This is a genomic window from Pseudomonas sp. D(2018) (assembly GCF_005502555.1).
Lineage (GTDB): Bacteria > Pseudomonadota > Gammaproteobacteria > Pseudomonadales > Pseudomonadaceae > Metapseudomonas > Metapseudomonas resinovorans.
The window spans coordinates 99,556-123,527 of the sequence record NZ_SCOK01000003.1; the positions used below are offsets into that span (position 1 = coordinate 99,556).

Annotated in this window: 26 protein-coding genes; 13 read left to right on the plus strand and 13 right to left on the minus strand. The window is 65.0% G+C overall.

From position 1 onward, the window contains the following. Positions 1 to 12 precede the first annotated feature (12 nt). A complete protein-coding gene (locus tag FFS60_RS03745; protein WP_137821184.1) occupies positions 13 to 1,074 on the minus strand; it encodes a fatty acid desaturase in 1,062 nt (353 codons plus the stop codon). Between the two features lie 8 nt (positions 1,075 to 1,082). After that, the gene (locus FFS60_RS03750) at positions 1,083 to 2,186 is read right to left on the minus strand and encodes a ferredoxin reductase (RefSeq protein WP_137821185.1); all 1,104 of its coding nucleotides are present in this window, start codon (positions 2,184 to 2,186) and stop codon (positions 1,083 to 1,085) included. A gap of 139 nt (positions 2,187 to 2,325) precedes the next feature. On the opposite strand from FFS60_RS03750, the gene FFS60_RS03755 reads away from it, so the two are divergent. The 6 genes from FFS60_RS03755 (at position 2,326) to FFS60_RS03780 (ending at position 6,661) form a co-directional block, all read left to right on the plus strand. Beyond that, the gene (locus tag FFS60_RS03755; RefSeq protein WP_028630695.1) at positions 2,326 to 2,961 is read left to right on the plus strand and encodes a TetR family transcriptional regulator; all 636 of its coding nucleotides are present in this window, start codon (positions 2,326 to 2,328) and stop codon (positions 2,959 to 2,961) included. Between the two features lie 170 nt (positions 2,962 to 3,131). Beyond that, positions 3,132 to 3,632: an urease accessory protein UreE gene (gene ureE / locus FFS60_RS03760; protein ID WP_028630694.1), complete on the plus strand. Its 501-nt coding sequence runs from the start codon at positions 3,132 to 3,134 to the stop codon at positions 3,630 to 3,632. Beyond that, positions 3,629 to 4,303 carry an urease accessory protein UreF gene (locus tag FFS60_RS03765; protein WP_028630693.1) on the plus strand — a complete coding sequence of 225 codons (675 nt, stop codon included), beginning with the start codon at positions 3,629 to 3,631 and terminating at the stop codon, positions 4,301 to 4,303. Before ureE ends, FFS60_RS03765 begins: the two co-directional genes overlap by 4 nt. Before the next feature lie 14 nt (positions 4,304 to 4,317). Next, on the plus strand, positions 4,318 to 4,929 hold the full coding sequence (gene ureG / locus FFS60_RS03770; RefSeq protein WP_028630692.1) for an urease accessory protein UreG: 612 nt from the start codon (positions 4,318 to 4,320) through the stop codon (positions 4,927 to 4,929). Between the two features lie 81 nt (positions 4,930 to 5,010). Further along, positions 5,011 to 5,583, plus strand: coding sequence for a HupE/UreJ family protein (locus FFS60_RS03775; RefSeq protein WP_028630691.1), 573 nt, complete (start codon positions 5,011 to 5,013; stop codon positions 5,581 to 5,583). A 163-nt stretch (positions 5,584 to 5,746) separates the two neighbouring features. Next, on the plus strand, positions 5,747 to 6,661 hold the full coding sequence (locus FFS60_RS03780; RefSeq protein WP_137821186.1) for a glycerophosphodiester phosphodiesterase: 915 nt from the start codon (positions 5,747 to 5,749) through the stop codon (positions 6,659 to 6,661). Here FFS60_RS03780 and FFS60_RS03785 read toward each other — a convergent pair. Beyond that, on the minus strand, positions 6,639 to 7,403 hold the full coding sequence (locus tag FFS60_RS03785; protein ID WP_137821187.1) for an SDR family oxidoreductase: 765 nt from the start codon (positions 7,401 to 7,403) through the stop codon (positions 6,639 to 6,641). The genes FFS60_RS03780 and FFS60_RS03785 overlap by 23 nt on opposite strands. Positions 7,404 to 7,863: 460 nt before the next feature. On the opposite strand from FFS60_RS03785, the gene FFS60_RS03790 reads away from it, so the two are divergent. Further along, on the plus strand, positions 7,864 to 8,181 hold the full coding sequence (locus tag FFS60_RS03790; RefSeq protein WP_028630688.1) for a putative quinol monooxygenase: 318 nt from the start codon (positions 7,864 to 7,866) through the stop codon (positions 8,179 to 8,181). A gap of 32 nt (positions 8,182 to 8,213) precedes the next feature. Here the strand turns inward: FFS60_RS03790 and FFS60_RS03795 are convergent, their stop codons facing one another. From FFS60_RS03795 to FFS60_RS03830, 8 genes are all read right to left on the minus strand, one after another. After that, a complete protein-coding gene (locus FFS60_RS03795) occupies positions 8,214 to 9,146 on the minus strand; it encodes an ornithine cyclodeaminase family protein (protein WP_028630687.1) in 933 nt (310 codons plus the stop codon). An 84-nt stretch (positions 9,147 to 9,230) separates the two neighbouring features. Then, positions 9,231 to 9,947: an ABC transporter ATP-binding protein gene (locus tag FFS60_RS03800; protein ID WP_028630686.1), complete on the minus strand. Its 717-nt coding sequence runs from the start codon at positions 9,945 to 9,947 to the stop codon at positions 9,231 to 9,233. Beyond that, the gene (locus FFS60_RS03805; protein ID WP_171016484.1) at positions 9,944 to 10,783 is read right to left on the minus strand and encodes an ABC transporter ATP-binding protein; all 840 of its coding nucleotides are present in this window, start codon (positions 10,781 to 10,783) and stop codon (positions 9,944 to 9,946) included. The genes FFS60_RS03800 and FFS60_RS03805 overlap by 4 nt, the downstream gene beginning before the upstream one ends. Positions 10,784 to 10,815: 32 nt before the next feature. Then, on the minus strand, positions 10,816 to 12,102 hold the full coding sequence (livM, locus tag FFS60_RS03810; RefSeq protein ID WP_137821188.1) for a high-affinity branched-chain amino acid ABC transporter permease LivM: 1,287 nt from the start codon (positions 12,100 to 12,102) through the stop codon (positions 10,816 to 10,818). Between the two features lie 2 nt (positions 12,103 to 12,104). Next, the gene (locus FFS60_RS03815; protein ID WP_028630683.1) at positions 12,105 to 13,019 is read right to left on the minus strand and encodes a branched-chain amino acid ABC transporter permease; all 915 of its coding nucleotides are present in this window, start codon (positions 13,017 to 13,019) and stop codon (positions 12,105 to 12,107) included. A 259-nt stretch (positions 13,020 to 13,278) separates the two neighbouring features. Then, complete coding sequence (locus FFS60_RS03820) at positions 13,279 to 14,400, minus strand: branched-chain amino acid ABC transporter substrate-binding protein (protein ID WP_028630682.1); 1,122 nt, start codon at positions 14,398 to 14,400, stop codon at positions 13,279 to 13,281. Between the two features lie 356 nt (positions 14,401 to 14,756). Then, complete coding sequence (locus FFS60_RS03825) at positions 14,757 to 16,040, minus strand: FAD-binding oxidoreductase (RefSeq protein WP_028630681.1); 1,284 nt, start codon at positions 16,038 to 16,040, stop codon at positions 14,757 to 14,759. 29 nt (positions 16,041 to 16,069) lie between these two features. After that, the gene (locus FFS60_RS03830; RefSeq protein ID WP_137821189.1) at positions 16,070 to 17,560 is read right to left on the minus strand and encodes an aldehyde dehydrogenase family protein; all 1,491 of its coding nucleotides are present in this window, start codon (positions 17,558 to 17,560) and stop codon (positions 16,070 to 16,072) included. 207 nt (positions 17,561 to 17,767) lie between these two features. Between FFS60_RS03830 and FFS60_RS03835 the strand changes: the two genes are divergently transcribed. Beyond that, the gene (locus FFS60_RS03835; protein WP_137821190.1) at positions 17,768 to 18,661 is read left to right on the plus strand and encodes a LysR family transcriptional regulator; all 894 of its coding nucleotides are present in this window, start codon (positions 17,768 to 17,770) and stop codon (positions 18,659 to 18,661) included. Between the two features lie 170 nt (positions 18,662 to 18,831). Beyond that, on the plus strand, positions 18,832 to 19,851 hold the full coding sequence (locus FFS60_RS03840) for a DUF1338 domain-containing protein (RefSeq protein ID WP_028630678.1): 1,020 nt from the start codon (positions 18,832 to 18,834) through the stop codon (positions 19,849 to 19,851). A gap of 68 nt (positions 19,852 to 19,919) precedes the next feature. On the opposite strand, the gene azu is transcribed toward FFS60_RS03840, so the two are convergent. Then, positions 19,920 to 20,369, minus strand: a complete 450-nt coding sequence (gene azu, locus FFS60_RS03845; protein ID WP_137821191.1) for an azurin — start codon at positions 20,367 to 20,369, stop codon at positions 19,920 to 19,922. Positions 20,370 to 20,486: 117 nt separating this feature from the next. Between azu and FFS60_RS03850 the strand changes: the two genes are divergently transcribed. The 4 genes from FFS60_RS03850 (at position 20,487) to FFS60_RS03865 (ending at position 22,829) form a co-directional block, all read left to right on the plus strand. After that, positions 20,487 to 21,110, plus strand: a complete 624-nt coding sequence (locus tag FFS60_RS03850; protein ID WP_137821192.1) for a LysE family transporter — start codon at positions 20,487 to 20,489, stop codon at positions 21,108 to 21,110. 250 nt (positions 21,111 to 21,360) lie between these two features. Next, complete coding sequence (locus FFS60_RS03855) at positions 21,361 to 21,948, plus strand: TIGR00730 family Rossman fold protein (protein WP_028630675.1); 588 nt, start codon at positions 21,361 to 21,363, stop codon at positions 21,946 to 21,948. A 57-nt stretch (positions 21,949 to 22,005) separates the two neighbouring features. Continuing rightward, positions 22,006 to 22,377 carry a DUF393 domain-containing protein gene (locus FFS60_RS03860; RefSeq protein WP_028630674.1) on the plus strand — a complete coding sequence of 124 codons (372 nt, stop codon included), beginning with the start codon at positions 22,006 to 22,008 and terminating at the stop codon, positions 22,375 to 22,377. 5 nt (positions 22,378 to 22,382) lie between these two features. Beyond that, complete coding sequence (locus tag FFS60_RS03865) at positions 22,383 to 22,829, plus strand: GNAT family N-acetyltransferase (RefSeq protein WP_036997827.1); 447 nt, start codon at positions 22,383 to 22,385, stop codon at positions 22,827 to 22,829. A 155-nt stretch (positions 22,830 to 22,984) separates the two neighbouring features. Here the strand turns inward: FFS60_RS03865 and FFS60_RS03870 are convergent, their stop codons facing one another. Continuing rightward, the gene (locus FFS60_RS03870) at positions 22,985 to 23,836 is read right to left on the minus strand and encodes a mechanosensitive ion channel family protein (RefSeq protein WP_028630672.1); all 852 of its coding nucleotides are present in this window, start codon (positions 23,834 to 23,836) and stop codon (positions 22,985 to 22,987) included. Between the last annotated feature and the right edge of the window lie 136 nt (positions 23,837 to 23,972).

The window sequence follows — 23,972 nt, forward strand, 5'->3', positions numbered from 1 at the left end:
TCATTCGCGACATCACGCCAGCCGGTACGTCCAGATCCGCCGCACGACACTGCCGAACTGCACCGACAGACGCCCGCTGTTGTAGACCTGCCCATAACGCCCCGCGATTTCACGCACTGCCTTGGCCATCTCGGCGTAGCGCCGCGCCGGCAGGTCGGGAAACAGGTGGTGTTCGATCTGGTGGCTGAGGTTACCGGTCAGGATATGGAACAGCGGCCCACCCTCCAGGTTGCTGGAGCCACGCAGCTGACGCAGATACCAGTGACCGCGGCTTTCCCCTTCCAGCACGCTGGGCGGGAACACCGCCGCACGCTCGGTGAAGTGGCCGCAGAAGATCACGGTGAAGGTCCAGAGGTTGCGGAGCAGGTTGGCCAGCAGATTCCCCGCCAGTACCGCCGTCACGCTGCTGCCCACCAGCAGGGCCAGGAGGGGAAAGGCCAGATAGTCCTTGACCGACTGGCGCAGCACCTTGGCCTTGAACTGGCGCAGTCGCGGGCGCAGTTCATCAGCGCTCATGCGGCCCTTGAAGTACTGGTCCAGGCGCAGGTGCTGTACCGCCACCGAATACTGGAAGAGCAGCGCCTGCAGCGTTACCCACAATGGCTGCCAGCGGTAGAAGGGTTTCCAGCGTTGCTCGGGGAAGAGCCGCACCACGCCGTAGCCGACGTCGTCGTCCATGCCCAGCACGTTGGTGTAGCTGTGGTGGATATGGTTGTGGGTATGCCGCCAGAAGTCCGAGGGGCCGGCAATGTCCCACTCGTACGTGGTGCCGCGCAGTTCCGGGTCGTTCATCCAGTCGTACTGGCCGTGCATGACGTTGTGGCCCAGTTCCATGTTTTCGAGGACCTTGCCCAGCCCGAGCAGGGCCACGCCCAGCAGCCAGGTGGGCGGGAACCAGCCGAGCAGCAGCAAGGCGCGGCCGCTCCAGCAGCAGAAGCGCACCGTTGCACGAATGCGGCGGATATAGCGGGCATCACACTCGCCCAGGTCATCCAGGGTGCGCTGGCGCAGGGCGTCCAGTTCTGCGCCGAAGGCATCGAGTTCGGTTGGGGAAAGTTCGCGGTCGCTTCGCATCTCGAGTCCTAGAGGTCCAGTTCCACATCGCCCACTGGCGCGCTGACGCACAGGCGGATCGGCAGCCCCGGCCCGTGGGTCAGGGCATCGGTGCGCAGGTCGCGAACGCTGCCGGCAAGCAGTTGGCTGGTACAGCCGACGCAGATGCCCTGGCGGCAGCCATGGGCCGGACGCAAGCCATGGGCTTCGGCCTGCTCCAGCAGATTCGCAGCGCTGTTGCCCGGCACCTCTTGATGGGAACGGGCGAAGCGCAAGCGGACCGCCTCGCCGGTCTCGATGGAGGGAGCCGGTGGCGTGAACGCCTCCACCTGCAAGCGGCCTACGCGGGGCGCTGCCTGCCACCAGTCATGCACGTCAGCTACGAAACCGTGGGGCCCGCAGGCCAACGCGCTATGAGCCGGCACCCCGTCCAGGTGATCCGCCCGAAAGCGCCCAGCCAATTCATCGGCTTTCGGTGCCTCACCGCTGATGGCCCAGCGCACCTGGACGTTGGGATGGCGCGCCATCAGCGCTTGCAGCTCCTCACTGAAGGCACGCTGAGCACGCTGGCGCACGTAATGCAGCAGCGTCACCGGTGCCGAAAATCCACAGGCCAAGGCCTGGCGCAACAAGCCGAGCAAGGGCGTGATGCCGCTACCGGCCGCCAGCAGCAGCACGGATGACGCGTCTTGCGGCCAGTCCAGTTCGCCCTGGGCCGAGTCCAGCTCCAGCACCGCCCCCACTTCCAGCCTGTCCAGCAGCCAGTTGGACAAGCGTCCTCCGACCTGGCGCTTCACCGCCAGTTCGATGCGCCCATCGGGCTGTACCGCCACCAGGCTGTAGCTGCGGCCCTGTCGCACCCCATCCAGCTCCAGATACAGGCGAACATGCTGGCCCGGCCGCCAGCCGAGCGCATTGCCGTTGGTGCGCAGGCTGAGGGCGAGCATGTCGTCGGCCACCCAGCGGCGGGCATCAACCCACGCGAACACCCGGTTCAGGCGCAGCACCGGGTGCACATGGCGCAGCAGGCAGTCCAGTTCGGCTTCCTGCAGCCAGCCGCGGGCAGCCAGCGCACGCAGGGGCCTCAGCGCAGGGCCGGCACGGCGCGCCAGGGAAAGGGGAATGAGGGGCATGGAATGGCTCTAGTGAACAGTTGTGCACTAGGCTGCACGAATTTCCGAATTACAGTCAACACTTGTTCACTGAAGCAGGTTCGACGCCCGCAAAGTGCTTTGCTAGAGTGCGCCGCACATTCGCCAACGGCCGCGCCCCATGACCCAACGCTCGGAACAGAAGCAGCAGACCCGCCACGCCCTGATGGACGCCGCGCGCATCCTGATGGACAGCGGCCGCGGCTTCGGCAGCCTGAGCCTGCGGGAGGTGGCACGCAACGCCGGTATCGTCCCCACCGGCTTTTATCGCCACTTCAACGATATGGACGAGCTGGGCCTGGCCCTGGTCGAGGAAGTCGGCGAGACCTTCCGCGCCACCATCCGCGTGGTGCGCCACAACGAATTCGAGCTGGGCGGCATCATCGAAGCCTCCGTGCGCATCTTTCTCGATGCGGTGCTCGCCAACCGCGGCCAGTTCCTCTTCCTCGCCCGCGAGCAGTACGGCGGCTCCCAGCCCGTGCGCCAGGCCATCGGCGCATTGCGCCAGCGCATCACCGACGACCTGGCCGCCGACCTCAAGCTGATCAACCGCATGCCGCATCTGGATGACGATTGCCTCGACCTGGTGGCCGACCTGGTCGTGAAGACGGTGTTCGCCACCCTCCCCGAGCTGATCGACCCGCCTGCGGACAACCTGCCGCCGCATCTACTGCCTGCCGCCAAGATCACCCAACAGCTGCGCTTCATCATGATCGGCGGCAAGCACTGGCTGGGACCGGGCAAACCCAAAAACTGACCGCCCCGACAATACCCGCGCACCGCATCGGTGCGAGACGCACCATATCGGACCACCCTCGCGCCCCACAGACAGGCACACCCCCGCGAAAGCCCCCATGAACAGGCGCTAAGCCATCTTGGCAAGGGCCTTGCTCAGCACCCGGCACTGCACACTGCCGGATTCACCCGATGCTGGTCATCCACGAACGAATTGAAGCCCAGCCCAGCTGGGACGAAGAGCTGCTGCTGACCTACGAGGCGCGCAGCAAGAGTCGCCTGCGCTGCTTCACCGCCCAGGGCGAGGACGTCGGCCTGTTCCTCGAACGTGGCCAGCCGCCGCTGCGCGACGGCGATTGCCTGCGCAGCCAGGATGGCCGCGTGGTGCGGGTCAGCGCCCGCCCGGAAGCGCTGCTCCATGTCACCTGCGCCAGTGCCTTCGAGCTGACCCGCGCGGCCTACCACCTCGGCAATCGCCATGTCGCGCTGCAGATCGGCGACGGCTGGCTGCGACTGCTGGACGACTACGTGCTCAAAGCCATGCTCGAACAACTGGGTGCCTCGGTAGAAAACATCGAGGCCGGCTTCCAGCCCGAGCACGGCGCCTATGGCGGCGGCCATCACCACTCTCACCAGCTGGAGGCGGACTTCAGCTACGCGCCACGCCTGCATCAATTCGGTGTGCGCAAGTGAACAAGGCGTGGCAGCTGCTTCGGCTCGCCAGCCCTCAACTGCCCATTGGCGGCTACAGCTACTCGCAAGGACTGGAGCTGGCCGTGGACAGCGGACACGTGCATGACGCGGACAGCGCCGCATGCTGGATCACCGACCAACTGCTGCTCAACCTGGCGCGCTTCGAGGCGCCCCTGCTGCTGGCCCATTGTGAGGCGGCCGCGCAGGGGGACTGGGCGGAGTTGAAGGCCCTGGCCGAACGCCACCGCGCCAGCCGCGAAACCCGCGAGCTGCAGCTGGAAAGCCGGCAGATGGGCTACTCCCTGCGCCAGTTGCTGAATGACCTGCCCGAGCAGGACGACGCCGCACGCGCCCTCTTTGCCGAACTGGACGAACCCGGCCTGGCCGTGGCCTGGGCCCTGGCCGCACGCGCCTGGTCCATCGACCCGCAGGACGCACTCGCCGCCTGGCTCTGGGGCTGGCTGGAGAACCAGTTGGCGGTGCTGATGAAAACCCTGCCGCTGGGCCAGCAAGCCGCCCAGCGCCTGACCTCCGCCCTGCTGCCCTGCCTGGAGCAAGCCCAGCGCGCGGCCCGTGAAATCCCCCCGGCACGCTGGGGCAGCGCCGCCTTCGGCCTGGCCCTGGCGAGCATGGCGCACGAGCGCCAATACAGCCGTCTGTTCCGTTCCTAGGAGATGCACAGCATATGAACAGCCAACCCCTGCGCGTCGGCATCGGCGGCCCGGTCGGTTCCGGCAAGACCGCCCTGACCCTGGCCCTTTGCCGCGCCCTGCGCGACCGCTACAACCTGGCGGTGGTGACCAACGATATCTACACCCAGGAAGATGCCCAGTTCCTGGTGCGCAACGAGGCCCTGGACCCTGAGCGCATCATCGGCGTCGAGACCGGCGGCTGCCCGCACACGGCCATCCGCGAGGACGCCTCGATCAACCTGGAAGCCGTGGAGCAGCTCAACCGCCGCTTCCCCGGCCTGGACCTGATCCTGGTGGAATCCGGCGGCGACAACCTGTCCGCCACCTTCAGCCCGGAACTCTCCGACCTGACCATTTACGTGATCGACGTCTCCGCCGGCGACAAGCTGCCGCGCAAGGGCGGCCCCGGCATCTGCAAGTCGGACCTGCTGGTGATCAACAAGGTGGACCTCGCGCCCATGGTCGGCGCCTCGCTGGAGGTCATGGACCGTGACGCCCGCAAGATGCGCGGCGAGCGCCCCTTCGTGTTCAGCAACCAGAAGGTCGGCCAGGGTCTCGACGAGATCATCGCCTTTATCGAGAAACAGGGCCTGCTGACCCATTAACTCCCCTCTCCCACTGGGAGAGGGGCCGGGGGTGAGGGAGGTAATCCCCCACTCCCGTTCTCATGTGAAAGGAGCTTCACCATGAACCTGCGCAAGTCGCTTTTCGCCATCGCCCTGTTCCTCACCCCGGCCATGGCGTTCGCCCATGCCGGTCACGATCATTCCGGCCTGATGGCGGGTGTTGCCCACCCGGTCACCGGCCTCGATCACCTCTTGGCCATGCTCGCGGTCGGCCTCTGGGCAGCGCAGCAGCAGGGCAAGGCGCGCTGGGCGCTGCCCCTGACCTTCGTCGGCACCATGCTGCTGGGCGGCCTTGCCGGCTTTGCCGGTGTGGAGATGCCGCTGATGGAAACCGGCATTGCCGGCTCGGTGCTCGCCCTCGGCCTGCTGGTGGCCGTGGCGGTGCGTCCGCCGCTGTGGCTGGCCATGGGCCTGACCGCCCTGTTCGCCCTGGCCCATGGCGTTGCCCACGGCCTGGAACTGCCGGACCTGGCCAGCCCTTGGGGCTACGCTGCCGGCTTCGTCGCCGCCACCGCCGCCCTGCATGCCGCCGGCTACGGCCTGGTGCGAGCCCTGCCGCAAGCCGCCGCACCGCTGGTGCGCATCGCCGGCGGTGCTTCGGCCGGTGCCGGGGTGTGGTTGTTGGCGGGCTGAGCAAGGCCTGCCACCCACCTCTGTGGGGGCGATTTCAATCGCCCCCACAGGAAATACCCAGATCCCAACTCTTCGCCTTCCCCCTCGCCTCCCCGTCACGTCTTTGTCATAGTCCCCGCGTTTGATTCGGCACGCCCGTCCACGTCTTACGGATAAGAACAACATGAAGCGCTTCGCCCGATTCTTTCTCGCTCCGCTGTTTCTCATCGTCGTCGTCCTGCTGGCACTGGCCCTGACCAGCCGCCCGGCGGAACGTCCCGCGGTGCTCGCCGGCTTTGGCGACCAACCCCTGGTGATCGCCCATCGCGGCGGTCGCGGCCTCTGGCCGGAAAATACCCTGTTCGCCTTCGAGCGTGCCGCCGCCCTCAAGGTGGACATGCTGGAAATGGATATTCGCCGCACCCGCGATGGCGAGCTGGTGGTGTTGCACGACGCGCACGTGGATCGCACCACCAATGGCGACGGCAACGTGGCGGAGCTTTCGCTCGCCGAGGTGCAGGCCCTGGACGCCGGCTACCACTGGAGCGCCGATGGCGGCGAAAGCCATCCCTATCGCGGTCAGGGTATCCGTATCCCGACTTTCGCCGAGGTGCTGGAGCGCTTTCCAGAGCACCCCAAGGTCGTGGAGATCAAGGTGCCGGATGCCGGCATGGAGGAGCAGGTCTGCGCCCTGCTGGACAAGCACGAACAGCGTGAGCGGGTGCTGGTGGGGAGTTTCTACGAGCGCAGCCTGAGCCGCTTCCGCGAAGTCTGCCCCGGCGTCGCCACCTCGGCCGGACCGACCTCGGTGCGCCTGCTGGTGGCGCTGAACTGGATCGGCCTGGGCAGCCTGGTCAGCCCGTCCTACCAGGCCCTGCAGATTCCTGAACACAGCGGCGGCCTGCAGGTGGCCAGTGATCGCCTGATGCGAACCGCGCTGCAACGCGGGCTGGCAGTCCAGATGTGGACCATCAACGAGCAACCGGCCATGCGCCACCTGCTGGACATGGGGGCGAATGGCCTGATCACCGATTACCCGGATCGCGCCCTGCAGCTGCTAGGGCGCTCCACCCGCATCACTTCGCTGAGCGATCAATAGCGAAGCCGGCCCAGGTCTGGCTCACCGGCATCAGCTCGAGGGTGTTGATGTTGATGTGAGCCGGCTGGTTCATGATCCAGAAAATGGTTTCGGCGATGTCGTCCGGCTGGATGGCTTCGGCACCGGCGTAGGTCGCGTCGTACTTGGCCTGGTCGCCGCCGAAGCGCACCAGGGAGAACTCGCTCTCGCACAGGCCCGGTTCGATGTTGGAAACGCGCACGCCAGTGCCCACCAGGTCGTTGCGCAGACTCAGCGAGAACTGGGCGACGAAGGCCTTGGTGGCGCCATACACGTGGCTGCCCGGATAGGGCCAGTTGCCCGCTACCGAACCCAGGTTGACGATGCTCGCGCCACGGCCGTGGGCGATCAGGCGCGGCAGCAGCAGGCGGGTGCTGTACATCAGGCCCTTGATGTTGGTGTCGACCATGGTGTCCCAGTCATCCAGGTCGCACTTGGGCGCCGGGTCGGCCCCCAGGGCCAGGCCGGCGTTATTGATCAGGCCACGAATCTTTTCATACTTCGCCGGCAGGCCGGCGATGGCCGCTTCCATGGCCTTGCGATCACGCACGTCGAGTTCCAGGGTGTGCACGTCGGTCAGGGCCGACAGTTCATCCTTCAGCGCCTGCAGGCGCGCGGCGCGGCGGCCGGTCAGCACCAGCGACCAGCCGGCCTGGGCGAAGCGCCGGGCGCAGGCCTCGCCGAATCCCGAGGTGGCGCCAGTGATGAAAACGGTGGAAGTCATGCTGTTCTCCTTGCTCTGGGGCACGGGCCCGTTGCGAATAAACCGGCATAGGTTACGCGATCCACAGGGACGCGCTCCTGGCGAAAAATTCATCATGACCATGAACAGCGCGTCAGCAGTGGCTTGCCGCATGTATTCCCAAGCTTATCCACAGTTTTTCACACAGCAGACGGGGACAACTTGGCAGGCGTCGTGCGGCGGTGGATGAATGCTGCAAGCCACGGTTTTCATGGGAAAAACAATCACTGATCAGAATCTGAGCAACTGCTTGCCCAGTACGTAAACCGCTGCCTGGAGAGAAGTGCCACCAAGTTATCCACAGAACGCTGCACAGAGATTGTGATCAATTCCGCCGCCGCGCCATCGACTCGCTGTGGATATCGCCACTTCGGACAGACGGGGCCGGCACTTTTCCCCATGGACCTAGACTTCCCTGCCTAACCACAGAGGAGATCGAGCCATGGTCAAAGTCGCCTTGCTGGTACGCCTGGAAGCCAAGCCCGGCAAAGTCGCCGATGTGGAGGACTTTCTCCGCGACGGCCTGCCTCTGGTGCAGGAGGAGCCCGATACCACGGTCTGGTTCGCCCTGCGCATGGGGCCGCATAGCTTTGGCATCTTCGACGCCTTCGACAGTGACCGGGGCCTGCAGGCGCATATGACCGGCAAGGTCGCGGCAGCCCTGATGGAACGCGCCGGGGAACTGTTCAGCGAGCCACCAAAGATCGAGCGGGTTGAGGTGCTGGCCTCGAAGTTGCCCTTTGCCGACGCAGGGCTGTAGGGGCGAATTATTCGCCCCTACAGAGAAACCCTCTACGCAGCGATGGACAGCAGCAACTGCGCGGCAATCAGGTCTTCCAGGGCATAGCCCACGGATTTGAACAGGGTGATCTCGCTGTTGGTCTGGCGGTGGCCACGGCCGTGCAGCAGGTCGGCCAGCTCGAAGTGGAGGCTCTGCTCGGTGATGACGCCGTCGGCGATGGCGAAGAGCAGGTCACCGGCTTCTTCCAAGGCTCCCGCACGGGTATCGACGACAATGCGCGAACGAGCGACGGCGGCGCTGTCGGTTTCACGCATGCTCGGCAGGAACGCCCCCACCAGGTCGAGGTGGGTGCCCGGCCGCAGCCAATCCCCGAGGATCAGGGGTGAGGTGGAGGTGGTGACGCAGCTGATGCAGCCGGCTTGTTGGGCGCAGGTCTGCAGGTCGGGGGCGACATGCACCGGGTAGCCTTCTTCTGCCAGTTGGCGCACCAGCTCAGCAGCCTTGTCAGGATGGCGGCCCCAGATATCCACACGCTCGTACGGCCGCACCACGCTGTGGGCACGGACCATGTGCGCGGCGAGTGTACCGGTGCCCACCACCAGCAGGCGACTGGCGTCGTGGCGCACCAGCGCGCTGGCGGCCAGCGCCGAGGTGCAGGCGGTGCGCCGGGCAGTGAGTTCGGAGGCCTCCAGTACCGCCAGGGGGCGGCCGGTGGCGTCGTCGAACAGGGTGAAAAGTGCAGCGACCGAGGGCAGGCCCTTCTCGCCGTTGTGGGGATACACGGTCACCAGCTTCACGCCAACGCCCTGCCCTTTCTGCCAGACCGGCATGCACAGCAGCGAGGCGTCGTCGGGCAGCGCGTGACAGGCGCGAACAGGGGCCTCGGCCGGGTTGGCCAGACCGTGGCGCAGAGCGTCGATGAGTTGTGGATAAGTCAGCGCCGCGGCGACGTCGGCGTTGGTGAAGAAGCGCAGGGTTTGCATGGGAGTCTCCTTGGCAGGCTCGGAGCGCGAGAGGCTTCCCTCACCCCCGGCCCCTCTCCCAGAGGGAGAGGGGAGCAACGGCGGTCAGTGACCGCCCAGGTAGGCGTTGCGGACGTCCTGGTTGCCCAGCAGTTCCTCGCCCGTACCGCTCATGCGGATTTCCCCGGTGACCATCACGTAGGCGCGGTCGGAGAGCCGGAGCGCGTGGTTGGCGTTCTGCTCGACGAGGAAGATGGTCATGCCGGTCTGGGCCAGTTCCCGCAGGGTCTGGAAGATCTGCTTGACCACGATGGGCGCCAGGCCCAGCGAGGGCTCATCGAGCAACAGCAGCTTGGGTCGGCTCATCAGCGCACGGGCGATGGCGAGCATCTGCTGCTCGCCGCCGGACATGGTCATGGCGCGCTGATTGCGGCGCTCCTTCAAGCGCGGGAAGAGATCGAACATGCGCTGCATGTCCTCGTCCGCATGGTCCGTGCCGATGGGGATGGTGCCCATCAGCAGGTTCTCCTCCACGCTCATGTCGGGGAACACCCGGCGTCCTTCCGGGGACTGGGCGACGCCGTTGGACGCCACGTAGTGTGCCGATTTGTGGGTGATGTCGGTGCCCCGGTAGACGATGGCGCCATTTGCCGCACGTGGCTGGCCGAAGATGGACATCAGCAGGGTCGACTTGCCCGCGCCGTTGGCGCCGATCAGGCTCACCGTCTCGCCTTCGTTGATGTGCAGGCTGACGCCCCGCAGGGCCTGGATGGGGCCGTAGAAGACGTCGACTTCCTTGAACTCCAGGAGAGGCGCACTCATGCCACTTCCTCCTCTTCGGCACCGAGGTACGCGGCGATCACCTTGGGATCGTGGCGGATGTCGTGGGGGTTGCCTTCGGCAATCACTTCGCCGTGGTCCAGCACCACGATGTGGTCGGAAATGCTCATCACCATGCCCATGTCGTGTTCGATCAGCAGTACGGTCTGGTCGTGTTCGTCGCGCAGCTTGCGGATGATCCGGCTGAGCGCTTCGGTCTCCGCCGGGTTGAGGCCGGCGGCCGGTTCGTCGAGGCAGACCAGTTGCGGCCGGGTACACATGGCGCGGGCGATCTCCAGGCGGCGCTGCTGGCCGTAGGAGAGCTCGCCGGCCAGGCGGTTGGCGCAGTCCACCAGGTCCACCACTTCCAGCCAGTAGAAGGCGTGGTTCAGCGCGTCTTCCTCGGACTTGCGGAAGCCCGGGGTATTGAACACACCGGCCAGCAGGTTGCGGTTGACCCACATGTGCTGGGCCACCAGCAGGTTCTCCACCACCGACATTTCGCGGAACAGGCGGATGTTCTGGAAGGTCCGCGCAAGCCCCGCGCGGTTCACCAGGTGGGTGCCGCCGAACATCTTGTAGCGCAGGCGGCTGGCGAACTGCGCCGGGTTGACGAAGTCCGTGGGCTGGAAAGGCTCGCCGAGTACCTTGATCACGTCCGTGGTGGTTCCACGGGCATTGAGCTGGATGCGCCCGCCGGTGGCCTTGTAGAAGCCGGTCAGGCAGTTGAACACGGTGGTCTTGCCGGCACCGTTGGGGCCGATCAGCGCGGAAATGGAGCCGCGCTTGATCTTCAGGCTGACGTCATTGAGCGCCTTGATGCCACCGAAGTGCATCATCAGGTGCTCGACGCTGAGGATGTATTCGTTGCTCACGGGGCGACTCCTTTACGCGGGGTGAAACCGGCGCGGCTGATTCGGATCAGCCCGCGCGGCCGCCAGATCATCATCAACACCATGAGTACGCCGAACAGCAGCACGCGATAGTCGGCGAAGGTGCGCAGCAGCTCCGGGGCCACGGTCAGCACGAAAGCAGCGATCACCACGCCGACCGTGGAGCCCATGCCACCCAGCACGACGATGGCGAGGATCAGCGCCGACTCGAAGAAGGTGAAGGACGACGGGTTCACGAAGCCCTGGTAGCTGGCGAAGAACACCCCGGCCAGGCCGGCGGTGGAGGCGCCCAGCATGAACGCCGAGAGTTTCACCAGCACGTGGTTCAGGCCCATGGCGCGGCAGGCGATTTCATCCTCGCGCAGCGCTTCCCAGGCGCGCCCGACCGGCATGCGGGTCAGGCGGTGCTTGATGTAGAGCACCAGCATCACCACCAGGAACAGCACCACGTAGATGAACAGGAACTTCAGGTTGGGGTTGTAGGCAACGCCGAAGAATTCGTGGAAGGGCACTCCGCCATCCTTCGCTCGCCGGCCGAACTCCAGGCCGAGGAAGGTGGGCGCCGGTACCGACATACCGTTCGGGCCGCCAGTGAAGCTCAGCCAGTTGTTGAGGACCAGGCGAATGATCTCGCCGAAGCCCAGGGTCACGATGGCCAGGTAGTCGCCATGCATGCGCAGCACCGGGAAACCCAGCAACGCGCCGGCCAGGGCGGCCAGCAGGGCGGACAGCGGCAGCACGGTCCAGAAGCCCAGGCCCAGGTGCTCGTAGCCCAGCGCCAGGCCGTAGGCGCCGATGGCATAGAAGGCCACGTAACCGAGGTCGAGCAGGCCGGCGAGGCCGACCACGATGTTCAGGCCCAGGCCCAGCAGCACATAGATCAGCCCGAGGATGACCACGGTGAGCAGGTACTTGCTGGCGAAGAACGGAAAGACCACCGCGGCGACGATCAGCAGCGGGATGATCCAGCGCAGGCGGCTCTGGTAGTCAGGGGCGCGCACATGCACGCCGGAACCCGTGGTCTCGAAGCGCTGCATCAGTGTTTCGCCGCGTGGCGTCTGCAGGTAGAGGCTGAGGAAGAAACGGCCGAGCATGACCACGCTGATCATCACGCCGACGCGCTTGAAGTCCAGGTTGAAGCTGTAACCGTCCAGCACCACGCCCATGATGGGGCCGAAGACGATAAGGGCGAGCAGACCGGCGACGACGGCGTCGATCAGGCTCTTCTTGATATCCAGGGGTTTCCTGGCAATGGCAGAAGTCATGATTACACCTTGGCGACGTGCGGACGGCCCAGCAGGCCCTGGGGACGGAAGATCAGGATCAGCACCAGCAGGGAGAAGCTGAACACGTCCTTGTAGTCGGTATTGACCATGCCGGAGAACTGCGCCTCGGCGACGCCGAGGATGATGCCGCCGAGCATCGCGCCGGGCAGCGAGCCGATGCCGCCGAGCACCGCCGCGGTGAAGGCCTTGATGCCGATGATGAAGCCGGCATAGAAGTCGAAGGTGCCGTAGTTCATGGTGATCAGCACACCGGCCAGGGCGGCCATGGCGGCGCCGATGACGAACACGTAGGAGATCACCCGGTCCGTGTTGATGCCGAGGATCGACGCCATCTTGCGGTCCTGCTGGGTGGCGCGGCACATGCGGCCGAGCTTGGTGCGCTGGATGATGTAGGTCAGCAGGCCCATGCCGACGAAGGCCGCTATCAGGATGAATACCTTGGTGTAGGTCAGCTGCACGAAGCCGTCGCCGATGTGGAACTTCAGCGCGCCGTCGAGCAGCGTGGGCACGCCCTGCTGACGGGCACCCTGGCTGAGCTGCACGTAGTTCTGCAGGATCAGCGACATGCCGATGGCGGAGATCAGCGGCGCCAGGCGGGTGGAGTTGCGCAGCGGCTTGTAGGCGATGCGTTCGATCACGAAGCCGTACACACCGGTCACCAGGATGGTGAACAGCAGGGTGCCGAGGATCAGCAGCGGGAAGGACTCGACCCCGAAGAAGGCCAGGATGGCCAGGGTGATCGCGGCGAGGTAGGCGGAGATCATGTACACCTCGCCGTGGGCGAAGTTGATCATGCCGATGATGCCGTAAACCATGGTGTAGCCGATGGCGATCAAACCGTAGACGGACCCGAGGGTCAGCCCGTTGATCAGCTGTTGCAGGATAATACCGTCCATCACTCAGTCTCGTCTTTTGGGGGTCCGGCCTTGGGTTCGGCCAGCTCCCGCGAGTGGAATCAGACGGGCACCACTGAATTACCGTGTCAAATCGGGCAGTCACCCACCCGGCTCAAGCAAAAAAGGACTTCAGCAGTTTCCCGGAATGCACCGACCGGCCAGGCGCGGGTGGCGCCTGGCCGGTCAGCCGAGCTAGCAAACAGTGTCGATTCAGGATCGGGCGAGCCAGAGCCAGGCCGCAGACGATCCCGGCCGACACTTACTGCTGGGAGTACTTACCCTTGTCGTCCCACTCGTAGATCACGTAGTCGGAAACCTTCAGGTCGCCCTTGGCATCCCATTCCTTCTTGCCCATCACGGTCTGTACCGGATTGGCCTTCAGCCATTCACTGGCCTTGGCCGGATCGTTCGCGCCTGCGCCGTTGAAGCCGGCCGCCAGGGCTTGCAGGGTGGCATAGGCGTAGAGGGTGTAGCCTTCCGGCTCGAAGCCGCCGGCGCGGAACTTCTCGATCACAGCCTGGCCGTCAGCGATCTTGCGCGGGTCGGCGCCGAAGGTCATCTGCACGCCCTTGGTGTATTGCGGGCCGCCGGCGGTGGTAACCAGTTCGTCAGTGACGATGCCGTCGCCGGAGAGGAAGACAGCCGTCAGGCCCTGTTCGCGCATCTGGCGGACCAGCGGGCCGGCTTCCGGGTGCAGGCCGCCGAAGTAGACGACCTCGGCGCCGGTGGCGCGGATCTTGGTGACCAGGGCGTTGAAGTCTTTCTCGCCACGGGTCAGGCCTTCGTACAGGACTTCCTTCACGCCGCGCTTGGCCAGCTGCGCCTTGGTGGCGTCGGCCAGGCCCTGACCGTAGGTGTCCTTGTCGTGGATGATGGCGACCTTGGTGGCCTTGAGCTTGTCGACGATGTAGTCGCCGGCGACGATGCCCTGCTGGTCGTCACGGCCGCACATGCGGAACATGCCGGAGAGGCCGCGCTCGGTCACAGCGGGGTTGGTGGAGCCAGGAGTCATGGCGATGATGCCCGCTTCGTCGTAGACCTCGGACGCCGGGATGGTGGAGGAGGAGCAGAAGTGGCCGACGACAGCGATAGCCTTGTCCTGGTCCACCAGACGGTTGGCAACGGAAACGGCCTGTTTCGGCTCGCAGGCATCGTCAGCCTTGACCAGCTTGATCTTCTCGCCGTTGACGCCGCCAGCGGCGTTGATGTCCTCGGCGGCCTGGGAGGCGCCGCGCCAGTATTGCTCGCCAAAGGAGGCGTTTGCGCCCGTGTGCGGGCCAGCGACACCAATTACAACATCAGCCTGTGCAACGGAAGAAACGCCCAGCGCGGTGGTAACCGCCAGAGCCAGAAAGCCTTTTCTGAAAATCTTCTGCGACATGGAGTTTTGCTCCTGAGGTTTTTAGGGTTAGCGCTCGTGTTCAGCAAGTGGCGTGCCATTAGTTCTTGTAGTTGCTCCGCGCCCTGAAAGGCCCTTCCCACCTCCTACTCTTTTTATTTTTATTGTTTTAAATCAATAACTTCCAAACAAACGCAAAAAAACCATGGGCGAGTCTGGAAGCCGCACGGCATCAGTGTGCCAGCAGGTCCGGTAACAATAGACTCGCGGTACTTATTTGCACGTCACTGGTGCGCGAATTTTCCCACTCCGCACTGTTACTGCCCGGCCTTTGATCCCCCCATCCTGCAAGAAACAACCCGTTGCCTCAAAGCTGTGCAACGCACTTTTTTTGCGACCTATATCACTACGCGCAAACATTGACCGGCGTGGTAGAGCGAGAAACCGGCTTCATAAAGCGAACTTCTGAGCCCCACCGCCGAAACGGCGCGCATGGGCTGGAATGGCATGGGCAGAACCTCTTCATTGCCGCTCAAGAGGTAATCGGCGAAGGCCTTGCCCACCACGCTACCGGTGGTCACGCCACGGCCGTTGTAGCCCGTGAAGGCGAGCAGGCCAGGCGCCGGTTCGTAAAGGCGCATCAGATGATCGGGCGTGAAGTCGATGCAGCCCGTCCAGGTGAACTCCCAGTCCACCTTGCCCAGATAAGGGAAGTAATGCCGCTGGATACGATCGGCCCAGGCGCGCAGGAACCAGTCCGGCTTGCGCGAGCCATTACCCAGGCTACCGAGCAGCAGGCGACCGTCAGCATCGCGGCGGATGCTGCTGAGTACCTGGCGGGTATCCCACGAACCCTGGCCGCCCGGCAGGATGCGCGCAGCCGCCTCGCCCGAGAGCGGCGAGGAAGCCACCTGGTAGTAGTAGCCAGGGAAGAAGTGGCGGCGCAGTTCGGTCCACTCGCCTTCGGTGTAGGCATTGGAGGCGATCACCACCTGCGGTGCGATAGCCACACCGTGCTCGCTGACCACGCACCAGTTGGTGCCCTGGCGCTCCAGGCGCAAAACCTTCGAATGCTCGAAGAGCTGGCCGCCGAGGTACTTCACCGCGCGGGCCAGGCCGCGGGTGTAGCCCATGGGATTGAGGGTGCCGGCGCGGCGGTCGAGCAGCGCGGCGGCGATCTTGTCGGTGCCGGTGGCCTCGCGGCAGGCGGCGCCGGTCAGCAATTCAACGGGTGCGCCACGGCGCTTCCATTGCTCGCAACGGCTGGCGAGGTCAGCCTGGCCGCGGGCGTTGTGGGCCATGTGCAAGGTGCCTTCGCGGCGCAGCTGGCAGTCGATGTCGTAACGATCGACCAGGGAGAACACCAGCGACGGCGCAGCGCCCAGCGTGCGGTTGAGGCGGTCGCCGATCTGCTGGCCAAGGCCGGCCTCGATCTCGTCCGGAGGTATCCACATACCGGCGTTCACCAACCCCACGTTGCGCCCGGAGCCGCCGTGGCCGGCGGTGTGGGCTTCCAGCAGGCAGACGCGCTTGCCCGCCTCCAGCAGATGCAGCGCGGCGGAAAGGCCGGTGAAACCGGCCCCGATCACGCAGACATCGACCTTGACCTCGCCATGCAGCACGGGGCTTTCCGGCAGTTGTGGCGTCAGATACTCCCAGAGGCATTCCTGGCGCAGGGTCATGGGGTGCAGTCCTTAGGGCCTTAACCCACTCAGTCGAAGGTGATGCCCTGGGCCAGCGGCAACTCGTGGGAATAGTTCACGGTATTGGTCTGGCGGCGCATGTAGGCCTTCCAGGCGTCCGAGCCGGATTCGCGGCCGCCGCCGGTTTCCTTCTCGCCACCGAAAGCACCGCCGATCTCCGCGCCGCTCGGGCCGATGTTGACGTTGGCGATGCCGCAGTCGCTGCCCACTGCCGACTGGAACAGCTCGGCCTCGCGCACGTCGGTGGTGAACACGCAGGACGACAGACCCTGGGGCACGGCGTTGTTGAGGGCGATGGCGTCGTCGAAATCGCGATAGCCGATCACGTAGAGAATCGGGGCGAAGGTTTCATGGCAGACCACGGCGCTCTGGCCCGGCATCTCGACGATGGCCGGCGACACGTAGTAGGCGTTGGGGAACTGCGCTTCGAGCTGGCGCTCGCCACCGAACACCTTGCCGCCTTCAGCACACGCCTGCTCCAGGGCTCGCTGCATGCCGTCGAAGCTTGGCTTGTCGATCAGCGGACCGATCAGGCTGCCCTCCAGCGGGTGGCCGATGCGCACTTTGGCGTAGGCCGCCTTCAGGCGCTCGACGATCTCGGCCTTCACCGATTCGTGGGCGATCAGCCGGCGCAGGGTGGTGCAGCGCTGGCCGGCGGTACCGACGGCGCTGAAGAGAATGGCGCGTACGGCCAGGTCGAGGTCGGCGCTGGGCGCGAGGATCATCGCGTTGTTGCCACCCAGTTCCAGCACGCTACGGGCGAAGCGAGCCGCCACGCGCGGGGCCACTTCGCGGCCCATGCGGGTGCTGCCGGTGGCACTGACCAGTGCCACACGCGGATCGTCCACCAGGGCTTCGCCCGCTTCGCGGGCGCCGATCACCACCTGGCTGAGGTAGGCCGGGGCTTCGCTGAAATTCTTCGCCACGCGCTCGAACAGCGCCTGGCAGGCCAGGGCGGTGAGCGGGGTCTTCTCCGAGGGCTTCCACACCACCGGGTTGCCGCAGACCAGCGCCAGCGCGGCGTTCCACGACCAGACGGCGACCGGGAAGTTGAACGCGCTGATGACACCGACCACACCCAGCGGGTGCCAGGTTTCACGCATGTGGTGGCCAGGGCGCTCGGAGGCGATGGTCAGGCCGTAGAGCTGGCGCGACAGGCCGACGGCGAAGTCGCAGATGTCGATCATTTCCTGCACTTCACCCAGGCCTTCCTGGGTGATCTTGCCGGCTTCCCAGGACACCAGTTCGCCCAGCTCGGCCTTGTACTGGCGCAGCGCTTCGCCATATTGGCGGATCAGCTCGCCGCGACGCGGCGCCGGGACCTTGCGCCAGGCCTGGAAGGCCTCGGCAGCGCGGGCGATCTTCTGTTCGACTTCGGCGCGGCCTTCCAGGTGCACGGTGCCGATGCGGCTGCCGTCGATGGGCGAATGAACGGCGTGATCGCCTTGCTGGTAGAGGGATGAATCGACACCGAGGCGGTCAAGCAGTGCGGCAACCATGGGAACTCCTGTTTCGGCGAGTAATGGCACGGTCCCGGTAGGCGCCAGCTTGCTGGCGAACGCTTCGCGAGCAAGCTCGCTCCTACCGGTTCGGTGCTGAATCGGAACAGCGTCAGTAATAGCCGCGAAAAGGGCTTGCCAACAAACGACCTTTCCGACACATATCATTCCGTTAATTCATGATCCGGCCCGCCCCGAGAAATTCCGATGCTCAAACGCCACATGCCCTCGATCACCGCCCTGCAATGCTTCGAAGCGGTGGCCCGGCACCTCAGCTTCACACGTGCGTCCGAGGAGCTGAACCTGACCCAGAGCGCGGTGAGCAAGCAGGTGGCGCAGCTCGAAGAACTGCTCCAGCACTTGCTGTTCCGCCGCGTGCGCCGACGCCTGCAGCTGACCCCGGCGGGCTCGCTGTACCTCACCGAGGTGCGCAAGATCCTCGCCCAGGTGGAGATGTCCACCCACTACATGCTGTCCTACGGCGGTGATACCGAAGTGCTGCGCGTGGCCACGCCACCCACCTTCGGCGCGCGCTGGCTGATCCCGCGGCTGAAGGGCTGGCGCCTGCGTCACCCGAATATTCACCTGGACCTGCGCAACGAGCTGGAGCCCAACGCCCTGGTCCAGGGCCGTAGCGACGTAGCCTTCTATTTCGGCCATGGCGCCCTGCCCGGCGCCGAGTGCATCCGCCTGTTCAGCGAGGAAGTGGTGCCGGTCTGCGCGCCCGGCTCGATGCCCGAGCGGCCCTTCACCGAGCCGACCCAGCTCACCGAACTGGTCCTGCTGCAGAACGCCACCCGCCCGGAGGCCTGGCACGAATGGTTCCAGAGCCAGGACCGGCAGACCGAGCACAGCTACCACGGGCCGCGCTTCGACACCTCCTACATGTGCATCCGCGCCGCCCAGGCTGGCTGCGGCGTGGCCCTGTTGCCGCGCTTCCTGGTGGAAGAGGAACTGCAGGAAGGCAAGCTCGTGATCCCCTGGGACCACCCCATGCCCAGTCGCAATGCCTATTACCTGGCCTACCCTGAACATGCTGCCGAAGTACCGAAGGTGCGCGACTTCGTGCGCTGGATGCTGGAGCAGATGGATCAGGAATAAACGGGGCCGCTGCGCTGCCCTTGGCGATGAATTCGCCCCTACATTGAATGTGCTTGCCACCGCGCATGGCATCAGGAAAAAACGGAATGAACCCACCGGTTTTTTTCGTTTGCCCCAACGCAGTCGGGCTGCTTGGATAGACTCACCTTTCTCCATCCCGGAATCGTTCCATGCCTGCCAACGAACGCCTGTTTGCCCTGGTCGCCAGCGTGATCGGCGAGCCCGCCGCCCGCTGGGTCGAAGCCCATGTGGAAATCCCCGCCGGCCTGTCCGCCTTTCCATTCAGCGACGCCGCCGTGCACCGCGCCTGGCTGGCCGAGGCGCTGAACCTCTGCCTGTTCCACAAACTGGTGGAGGCAGTGCCTATTGGCCGCACCTATGTGGAGGAGCAACAGGCCAAGGGGCGCCAGGTGGTGTTCGACCATGGTGCCATTCGCACCGTCGACTGGCCGGACAACGGCGCCCTGCCCCGCGGCCGCCAGGCATTCGCCCGGTTGCTGGAGCCCCTGGGCTTCGCCGATGTGCGCACGTATCCGCTGACCAGCCTGAAGATGACCGGCTACGCCTACCGGCAGATGGACCTCCCCGAGGACATCGCCCAGTTCTTCGTCTCGGAACTGCATCCGGGTCGCTTCAGTGAAAGTTTCCAGTTGGCGGTGAGCCGCGTAGTGGGCGACAGCCGTGACCCGCTGGACGCCGGCCACAAGGCCATCCTCGATACCCTCTGGCGCCAGCGCCAGTGCAGCTACGCCGAGGCCATGCACCTGCTGCCAGCGCTCTATCGAGCCTTCGACCGCCAGCACGGGGTCGTGCATGACCACGACTATCACCTGCTGCGCGAGGAAAGCGTGGAAATGGCCTGGATCGCCACCGAGGGGAATATGTTCAACCACCTCACTGACCGCGTCGTCGACCTGCAGGCGGTGGTGGATGAACAGAACGCCAAGGGCCGACCGATGAAGGCCAGCATCGAAGTCTCGACCTCCGGCCGGGTGATGCAGACCGCCTACCGCGCGGTGCAGGTGCAGCGGGATTTCATCGACAGCAGCGGCCGCGCTGTACAACGTGAAGTGCCGGGCTCCTTCGTCGAGTTCATCCAGCGCAAGCTTGACCCGGAAACCACGCGCCTGGACCTGAACTTCGACAGCAGCAACGCCCAGGGCATTTTCAAGATGACCGCCGGTTCGTAGGGGCGAACTCCCTCTGCACAAATGAAAAGGCCGCTACACGGAGCGGCCTTTTCGCATTCACCTGGAGGTCAGTCGACCAGGGCCAGGGTTCCCTTCATCATCGACACGTGGCCCGGGAAGGAGCAGAAGAACTCATAGCCGTCACCGGCCGCCAGCTTGGCCACGTCGAAGGTCACGCTGTCGCTCTCGCCGCCGCCGATCATCTTCGTATGGGCGATGATGCGTGGGTCGTCAGCCTTGAGGTAATCCTTGTCGAGGCCGACCGTGATGCCTTCGGAGGCGATCGACGTGGCATCGGCGGTCTTGCTCAACACCCAGTTGTGGCCCATCACGTTCCTGGGCAGCTTGCCGACGTGCTTGAGATTCACGGTGAAGGTCTTGCAGCTTTTGCTGACCTTGATTTCCTTGGTATCGAAACTCATCTGGTCAGTGCCTTGCACATCCACGGCACACTCGGCGGCCAGCAAAGGCGCACTGGCCAGGGCCAGCACGGATGCGACGGCGAACTTGCGAATCATTGGTGTCTCCTTGACGTTCCGGGCAATATGCCCGGGCCGAAGACTGCCCCAGGGGAGCGCCTACCCCCATGACCTGAGGCAATGAACCTCCACTTCAGCCTTCAAGGGAACTGATTCATGCTGTCCTTCTTCATTGCCGCCATGCTGCTTGGCTTCGTATTCAATGCCGCGCCCGGCGCTGTCTTCAGCGAGACCCTGCGGCGCGGCCTGCGGGACGGCTACAAGCCCGCACTGATGGTGCAGATCGGCTCCCTGGTGGGCGATGCCACCTGGGCCGCCCTGGGCCTTACCGGCCTCGCCCTGCTGCTGGACAGCGCCGCAGTGCGCTACCCGTTGACCATCGCCAGCGCCCTCTACCTGGGCTGGCTCGGCCTGCAGTCCCTGCGTGACGCCCGTCGCCCGCCGCAACCTTCGACCGAGGAAGCAGGTGCCAGCGGCGGCGCCTTCGCCTCAGGCGCGGCGCTGTCACTGACCAATCCGCAGAACATTGTCTACTGGGCCGCAATGGGCGGTGCCATGGCCGCGATCGGCGTGGCCGAGCCAACGCCGACCCACCTGGCGGTATTCTTCGCCGGTTTCATGCTGTCTTCGCTGCTCTGGTGCTTCATCTGCGCCGGCCTGGTGGACTGGTTCCGCCGCGCCGCATCCACCCTCTGGCATCGCCTCACCTACCTGGCCTGCGGGCTCTGCCTGCTGGGGCTGTCGGGGATGACAGCGGCGGAATTGCTGAAGCTGGCCTAATCTATCGCCGCAATCGAAGCAATCAACCGGCGGACCACCGGACGCCGCTCTAACATGGCGCCATTCATCCAGAAGGAGATGCGCCATGAACTTCCTGCAAAGCCTGCTCGCCGCCTATGCCGCCGGGGCCTGCGGCGCTTCCGCCGATTAATCCTTCCCCCTACCGTTCGGAAGCTGACCACTTACGCAGCTTGGAGCACGAGAACGAAGCCGGTACTCTTGCGCGCTTTTTTCGCACCAGGAGTCCCCCATGTCCTTGCGTTCCATCTGTGTGTTCTGCGGCGCCAGCCCCGGCGCCAAGCCGATCTACCGTGAAGCAGCCGCCCTCCTGGGACACACCCTGGCCGAACGCGGCATCACCCTGGTCTACGGCGGCGGCGCAGTCGGCCTGATGGGCACCGTGGCCGACGCAGCCCTGGCTGCTGGCGGCGAAGTCATCGGGGTGATTCCGCAGAGCCTGATGGACGCCGAGATCGGCCACAAAGGCCTGACCCGCCTGGAAGTGGTGGACGGCATGCACGCTCGCAAGGCGCGTATGGCAGAACTCAGCGATGCGTTCATCGCCCTGCCCGGCGGCCTGGGCACCCTGGAAGAGCTGTTCGAGATCTGGACCTGGGGCCAACTGGGCTACCACAGCAAGCCCCTGGGCCTGCTGGAAGTGAACAGCTTCTACGACAAGCTCACCGACTTCCTCGACCACCTGGTGGAAGAACGCTTCGTGCGTGACCAGCATCGCGGCATGCTGCAGGTAGGCGGTCACCCCGAAACCCTGCTGGACCGCCTGGAAGCCTGGCGCCCCAGCAGCGCACCCAAGTGGGTCGACCGCAAGCCGCACTGACCGCGTGCGCGTCCCGGCCTTAGACTGTCGGGACGAACCCATGAGCAGGAGCGCCCCATGGAAGACGACGAGCGGATCAAGGTCTACTACAACAGCGCCTGCCCGGTGTGCAAAGCCGGGATCGAAGGCCAGATGGGCAAGACCACCGCCTGCCAGGTGGAGTGGGCCGATATCCACCAGGACAACAGCGCGGTGGAGGAAATCGGCGAAAATCTCGAGTACGTCCGCGAACGTCTGCACCTGGTGGACGAACTGGGCGTCAAGCACATGGGGATGGACGCCTTCATCGTGCTCTGGCGCCACTCGCCGCGCGAGCGCTGGAAGGCGTGGCTATTCTCCCTGCCGGTGATTCACGGCCTCGCGCAACTTGCCTACAAGGCCTTCGCCCGCCTGCTGTATCGCTGGAACAAGGCCAAGCATCACTGGTGACATGGATGACCCCTGCAATCGAAACCCTGACGATCCTCTCTCCCACCGACCGCCAACGCCTGGTGGAGGTCTGGGAAGGCGCCGTACGCGCCACCCACCACTTCCTCTGCGAAGACGACATCCAGTTCTTCAAGCCCCTGGTACGGGATGCCTACCTGGATTCGGTAGAGCTTGCCTGCCTGCGGAATACCGATGGCTGCATTGCCGGCTTTGTCGGCACCGACGGGACGAAGGTGGAGATGCTCTTCGTCGATCCGGCCCAACGCGGCCAGGGAATCGGTCGCGCGCTGATGGAGCACGCAATGGCGCTTGGCGCGCGCAGCGTCGACGTGAACGAACATAATCCGCAGGCGGTGGGCTTTTACCTGCGCCTGGGGTTCGTGCAGTACGACCGCTCGGAAGTGGATGGTTCGGGGAAGCCGTTCCCGATCCTGCATCTGCGCAAGGACTGAGCGGCGGCCCCGTAGCGTGGACCAAGCGTCACCGGTCCACCTTTCCGACACCCTCTCCCAGAAGGGATAGGGTGCGGACCATGCCAAGGTTAGGCTGAGCGCGTTTCCTGTAGGGGCGAGTTCATTCGCCAAGCAGGCCGAAGGCCTGCCACAGGTCAAGCCTGCGGCTGCTGCATGATGATGGTCTGCGCCGGCATCGGCGCGGGGAAGTCGGCACCGCCCAGCGAGTCCTTGATCACCCGGTTGGCATCGAAATACACCTGCCAGTAGTTGTCGTTATGGCAATGAGGACGCACCGCCAGCACCGGACCCACCAGGTTGAACTCGAGGATTTCCACATCCACCGGCGGATCGCTCAGCACGTTGGGGATCGCCGCAATACGCTGCTTGAGCAACGCCACGGCTGCCTGGTAGTCGGCGGCGCCGGAGAGCTGGGCCTTCAACTCGACCCGGCGGAAGGTGTTGTGACTGAAGTTCTGGATGTTGTCGCTGAAGATCTTGTTGTTGCCCACCAGGGTCATCACGTTGTCCGGGGTGTTAATGGTGGTGGCGAACAGGCCGATCTCCTTCACCGTGCCAACCACGCCGCCGGCGCTGATGAAGTCCCCCACCTTGAACGGCCGCAGGACGATGATGAAGCCGCCCGCCGCCAGGTTGGCCAGCAGCCCCGACCAGGCCATACCGATGGCCAGACCGACCGCCGCGATCAGCGCCGCCAGGCTGGTGGTCTGGATGCCGAAGAAGCCGAGGATACCCACCACCAGGAGGATGTTCAGGGTCACGGTGATGAACGAGCCGACGTAACGCAGCACCGTCGGGTCAACCTTTTGCCGCTCCAGGGAACGCTGGACCAGGCCGACCGCAAAACCGATGAGCCAGCGACCGACTACCCAGAAGGCGATGGCCGCGAGAATCTTGATGCCGAAGGTGGTGGCGTACTGCGTGACCGTGGTCATGAACGCGCTGACCTTCTCGGTACCTACATTAACGAGGGTTGTTTCATCCATGGCAAAGCACCTTGCAGGAGAGAAGTGGCCCCGAAAAAGCTAGCACGGCGCCGGCAAAGTGCTTGCCGACGGCGCAGTGAGCTTCATTCAGGATGGAGCCAGCGGCGCTTGGCGGGCCTGTGAAACCCATTGATCG

Coding starts and splice junctions, on each gene's coding strand:
- FFS60_RS03745 (WP_137821184.1), bottom strand. CDS start 1,074: ATGCGAAGCGACCGCGAACTTTCCCCAACCGAACTCGATGCCTTCGGC.
- FFS60_RS03750 (WP_137821185.1), bottom strand. CDS start 2,186: ATGCCCCTCATTCCCCTTTCCCTGGCGCGCCGTGCCGGCCCTGCGCTG.
- FFS60_RS03755 (WP_028630695.1), top strand. CDS start 2,326: ATGACCCAACGCTCGGAACAGAAGCAGCAGACCCGCCACGCCCTGATG.
- ureE (WP_028630694.1), top strand. CDS start 3,132: ATGCTGGTCATCCACGAACGAATTGAAGCCCAGCCCAGCTGGGACGAA.
- ureG (WP_028630692.1), top strand. CDS start 4,318: ATGAACAGCCAACCCCTGCGCGTCGGCATCGGCGGCCCGGTCGGTTCC.
- FFS60_RS03775 (WP_028630691.1), top strand. CDS start 5,011: ATGAACCTGCGCAAGTCGCTTTTCGCCATCGCCCTGTTCCTCACCCCG.
- FFS60_RS03780 (WP_137821186.1), top strand. CDS start 5,747: ATGAAGCGCTTCGCCCGATTCTTTCTCGCTCCGCTGTTTCTCATCGTC.
- FFS60_RS03785 (WP_137821187.1), bottom strand. CDS start 7,403: ATGACTTCCACCGTTTTCATCACTGGCGCCACCTCGGGATTCGGCGAG.
- FFS60_RS03790 (WP_028630688.1), top strand. CDS start 7,864: ATGGTCAAAGTCGCCTTGCTGGTACGCCTGGAAGCCAAGCCCGGCAAA.
- FFS60_RS03795 (WP_028630687.1), bottom strand. CDS start 9,146: ATGCAAACCCTGCGCTTCTTCACCAACGCCGACGTCGCCGCGGCGCTG.
- FFS60_RS03800 (WP_028630686.1), bottom strand. CDS start 9,947: ATGAGTGCGCCTCTCCTGGAGTTCAAGGAAGTCGACGTCTTCTACGGC.
- FFS60_RS03805 (WP_171016484.1), bottom strand. CDS start 10,783: ATGATGCACTTCGGTGGCATCAAGGCGCTCAATGACGTCAGCCTGAAG.
- livM (WP_137821188.1), bottom strand. CDS start 12,102: ATGACTTCTGCCATTGCCAGGAAACCCCTGGATATCAAGAAGAGCCTG.
- FFS60_RS03815 (WP_028630683.1), bottom strand. CDS start 13,019: ATGGACGGTATTATCCTGCAACAGCTGATCAACGGGCTGACCCTCGGG.
- FFS60_RS03820 (WP_028630682.1), bottom strand. CDS start 14,400: ATGTCGCAGAAGATTTTCAGAAAAGGCTTTCTGGCTCTGGCGGTTACC.
- FFS60_RS03825 (WP_028630681.1), bottom strand. CDS start 16,040: ATGACCCTGCGCCAGGAATGCCTCTGGGAGTATCTGACGCCACAACTG.
- FFS60_RS03830 (WP_137821189.1), bottom strand. CDS start 17,560: ATGGTTGCCGCACTGCTTGACCGCCTCGGTGTCGATTCATCCCTCTAC.
- FFS60_RS03835 (WP_137821190.1), top strand. CDS start 17,768: ATGCTCAAACGCCACATGCCCTCGATCACCGCCCTGCAATGCTTCGAA.
- FFS60_RS03840 (WP_028630678.1), top strand. CDS start 18,832: ATGCCTGCCAACGAACGCCTGTTTGCCCTGGTCGCCAGCGTGATCGGC.
- azu (WP_137821191.1), bottom strand. CDS start 20,369: ATGATTCGCAAGTTCGCCGTCGCATCCGTGCTGGCCCTGGCCAGTGCG.
- FFS60_RS03850 (WP_137821192.1), top strand. CDS start 20,487: ATGCTGTCCTTCTTCATTGCCGCCATGCTGCTTGGCTTCGTATTCAAT.
- FFS60_RS03855 (WP_028630675.1), top strand. CDS start 21,361: ATGTCCTTGCGTTCCATCTGTGTGTTCTGCGGCGCCAGCCCCGGCGCC.
- FFS60_RS03860 (WP_028630674.1), top strand. CDS start 22,006: ATGGAAGACGACGAGCGGATCAAGGTCTACTACAACAGCGCCTGCCCG.
- FFS60_RS03865 (WP_036997827.1), top strand. CDS start 22,383: ATGACCCCTGCAATCGAAACCCTGACGATCCTCTCTCCCACCGACCGC.
- FFS60_RS03870 (WP_028630672.1), bottom strand. CDS start 23,836: ATGGATGAAACAACCCTCGTTAATGTAGGTACCGAGAAGGTCAGCGCG.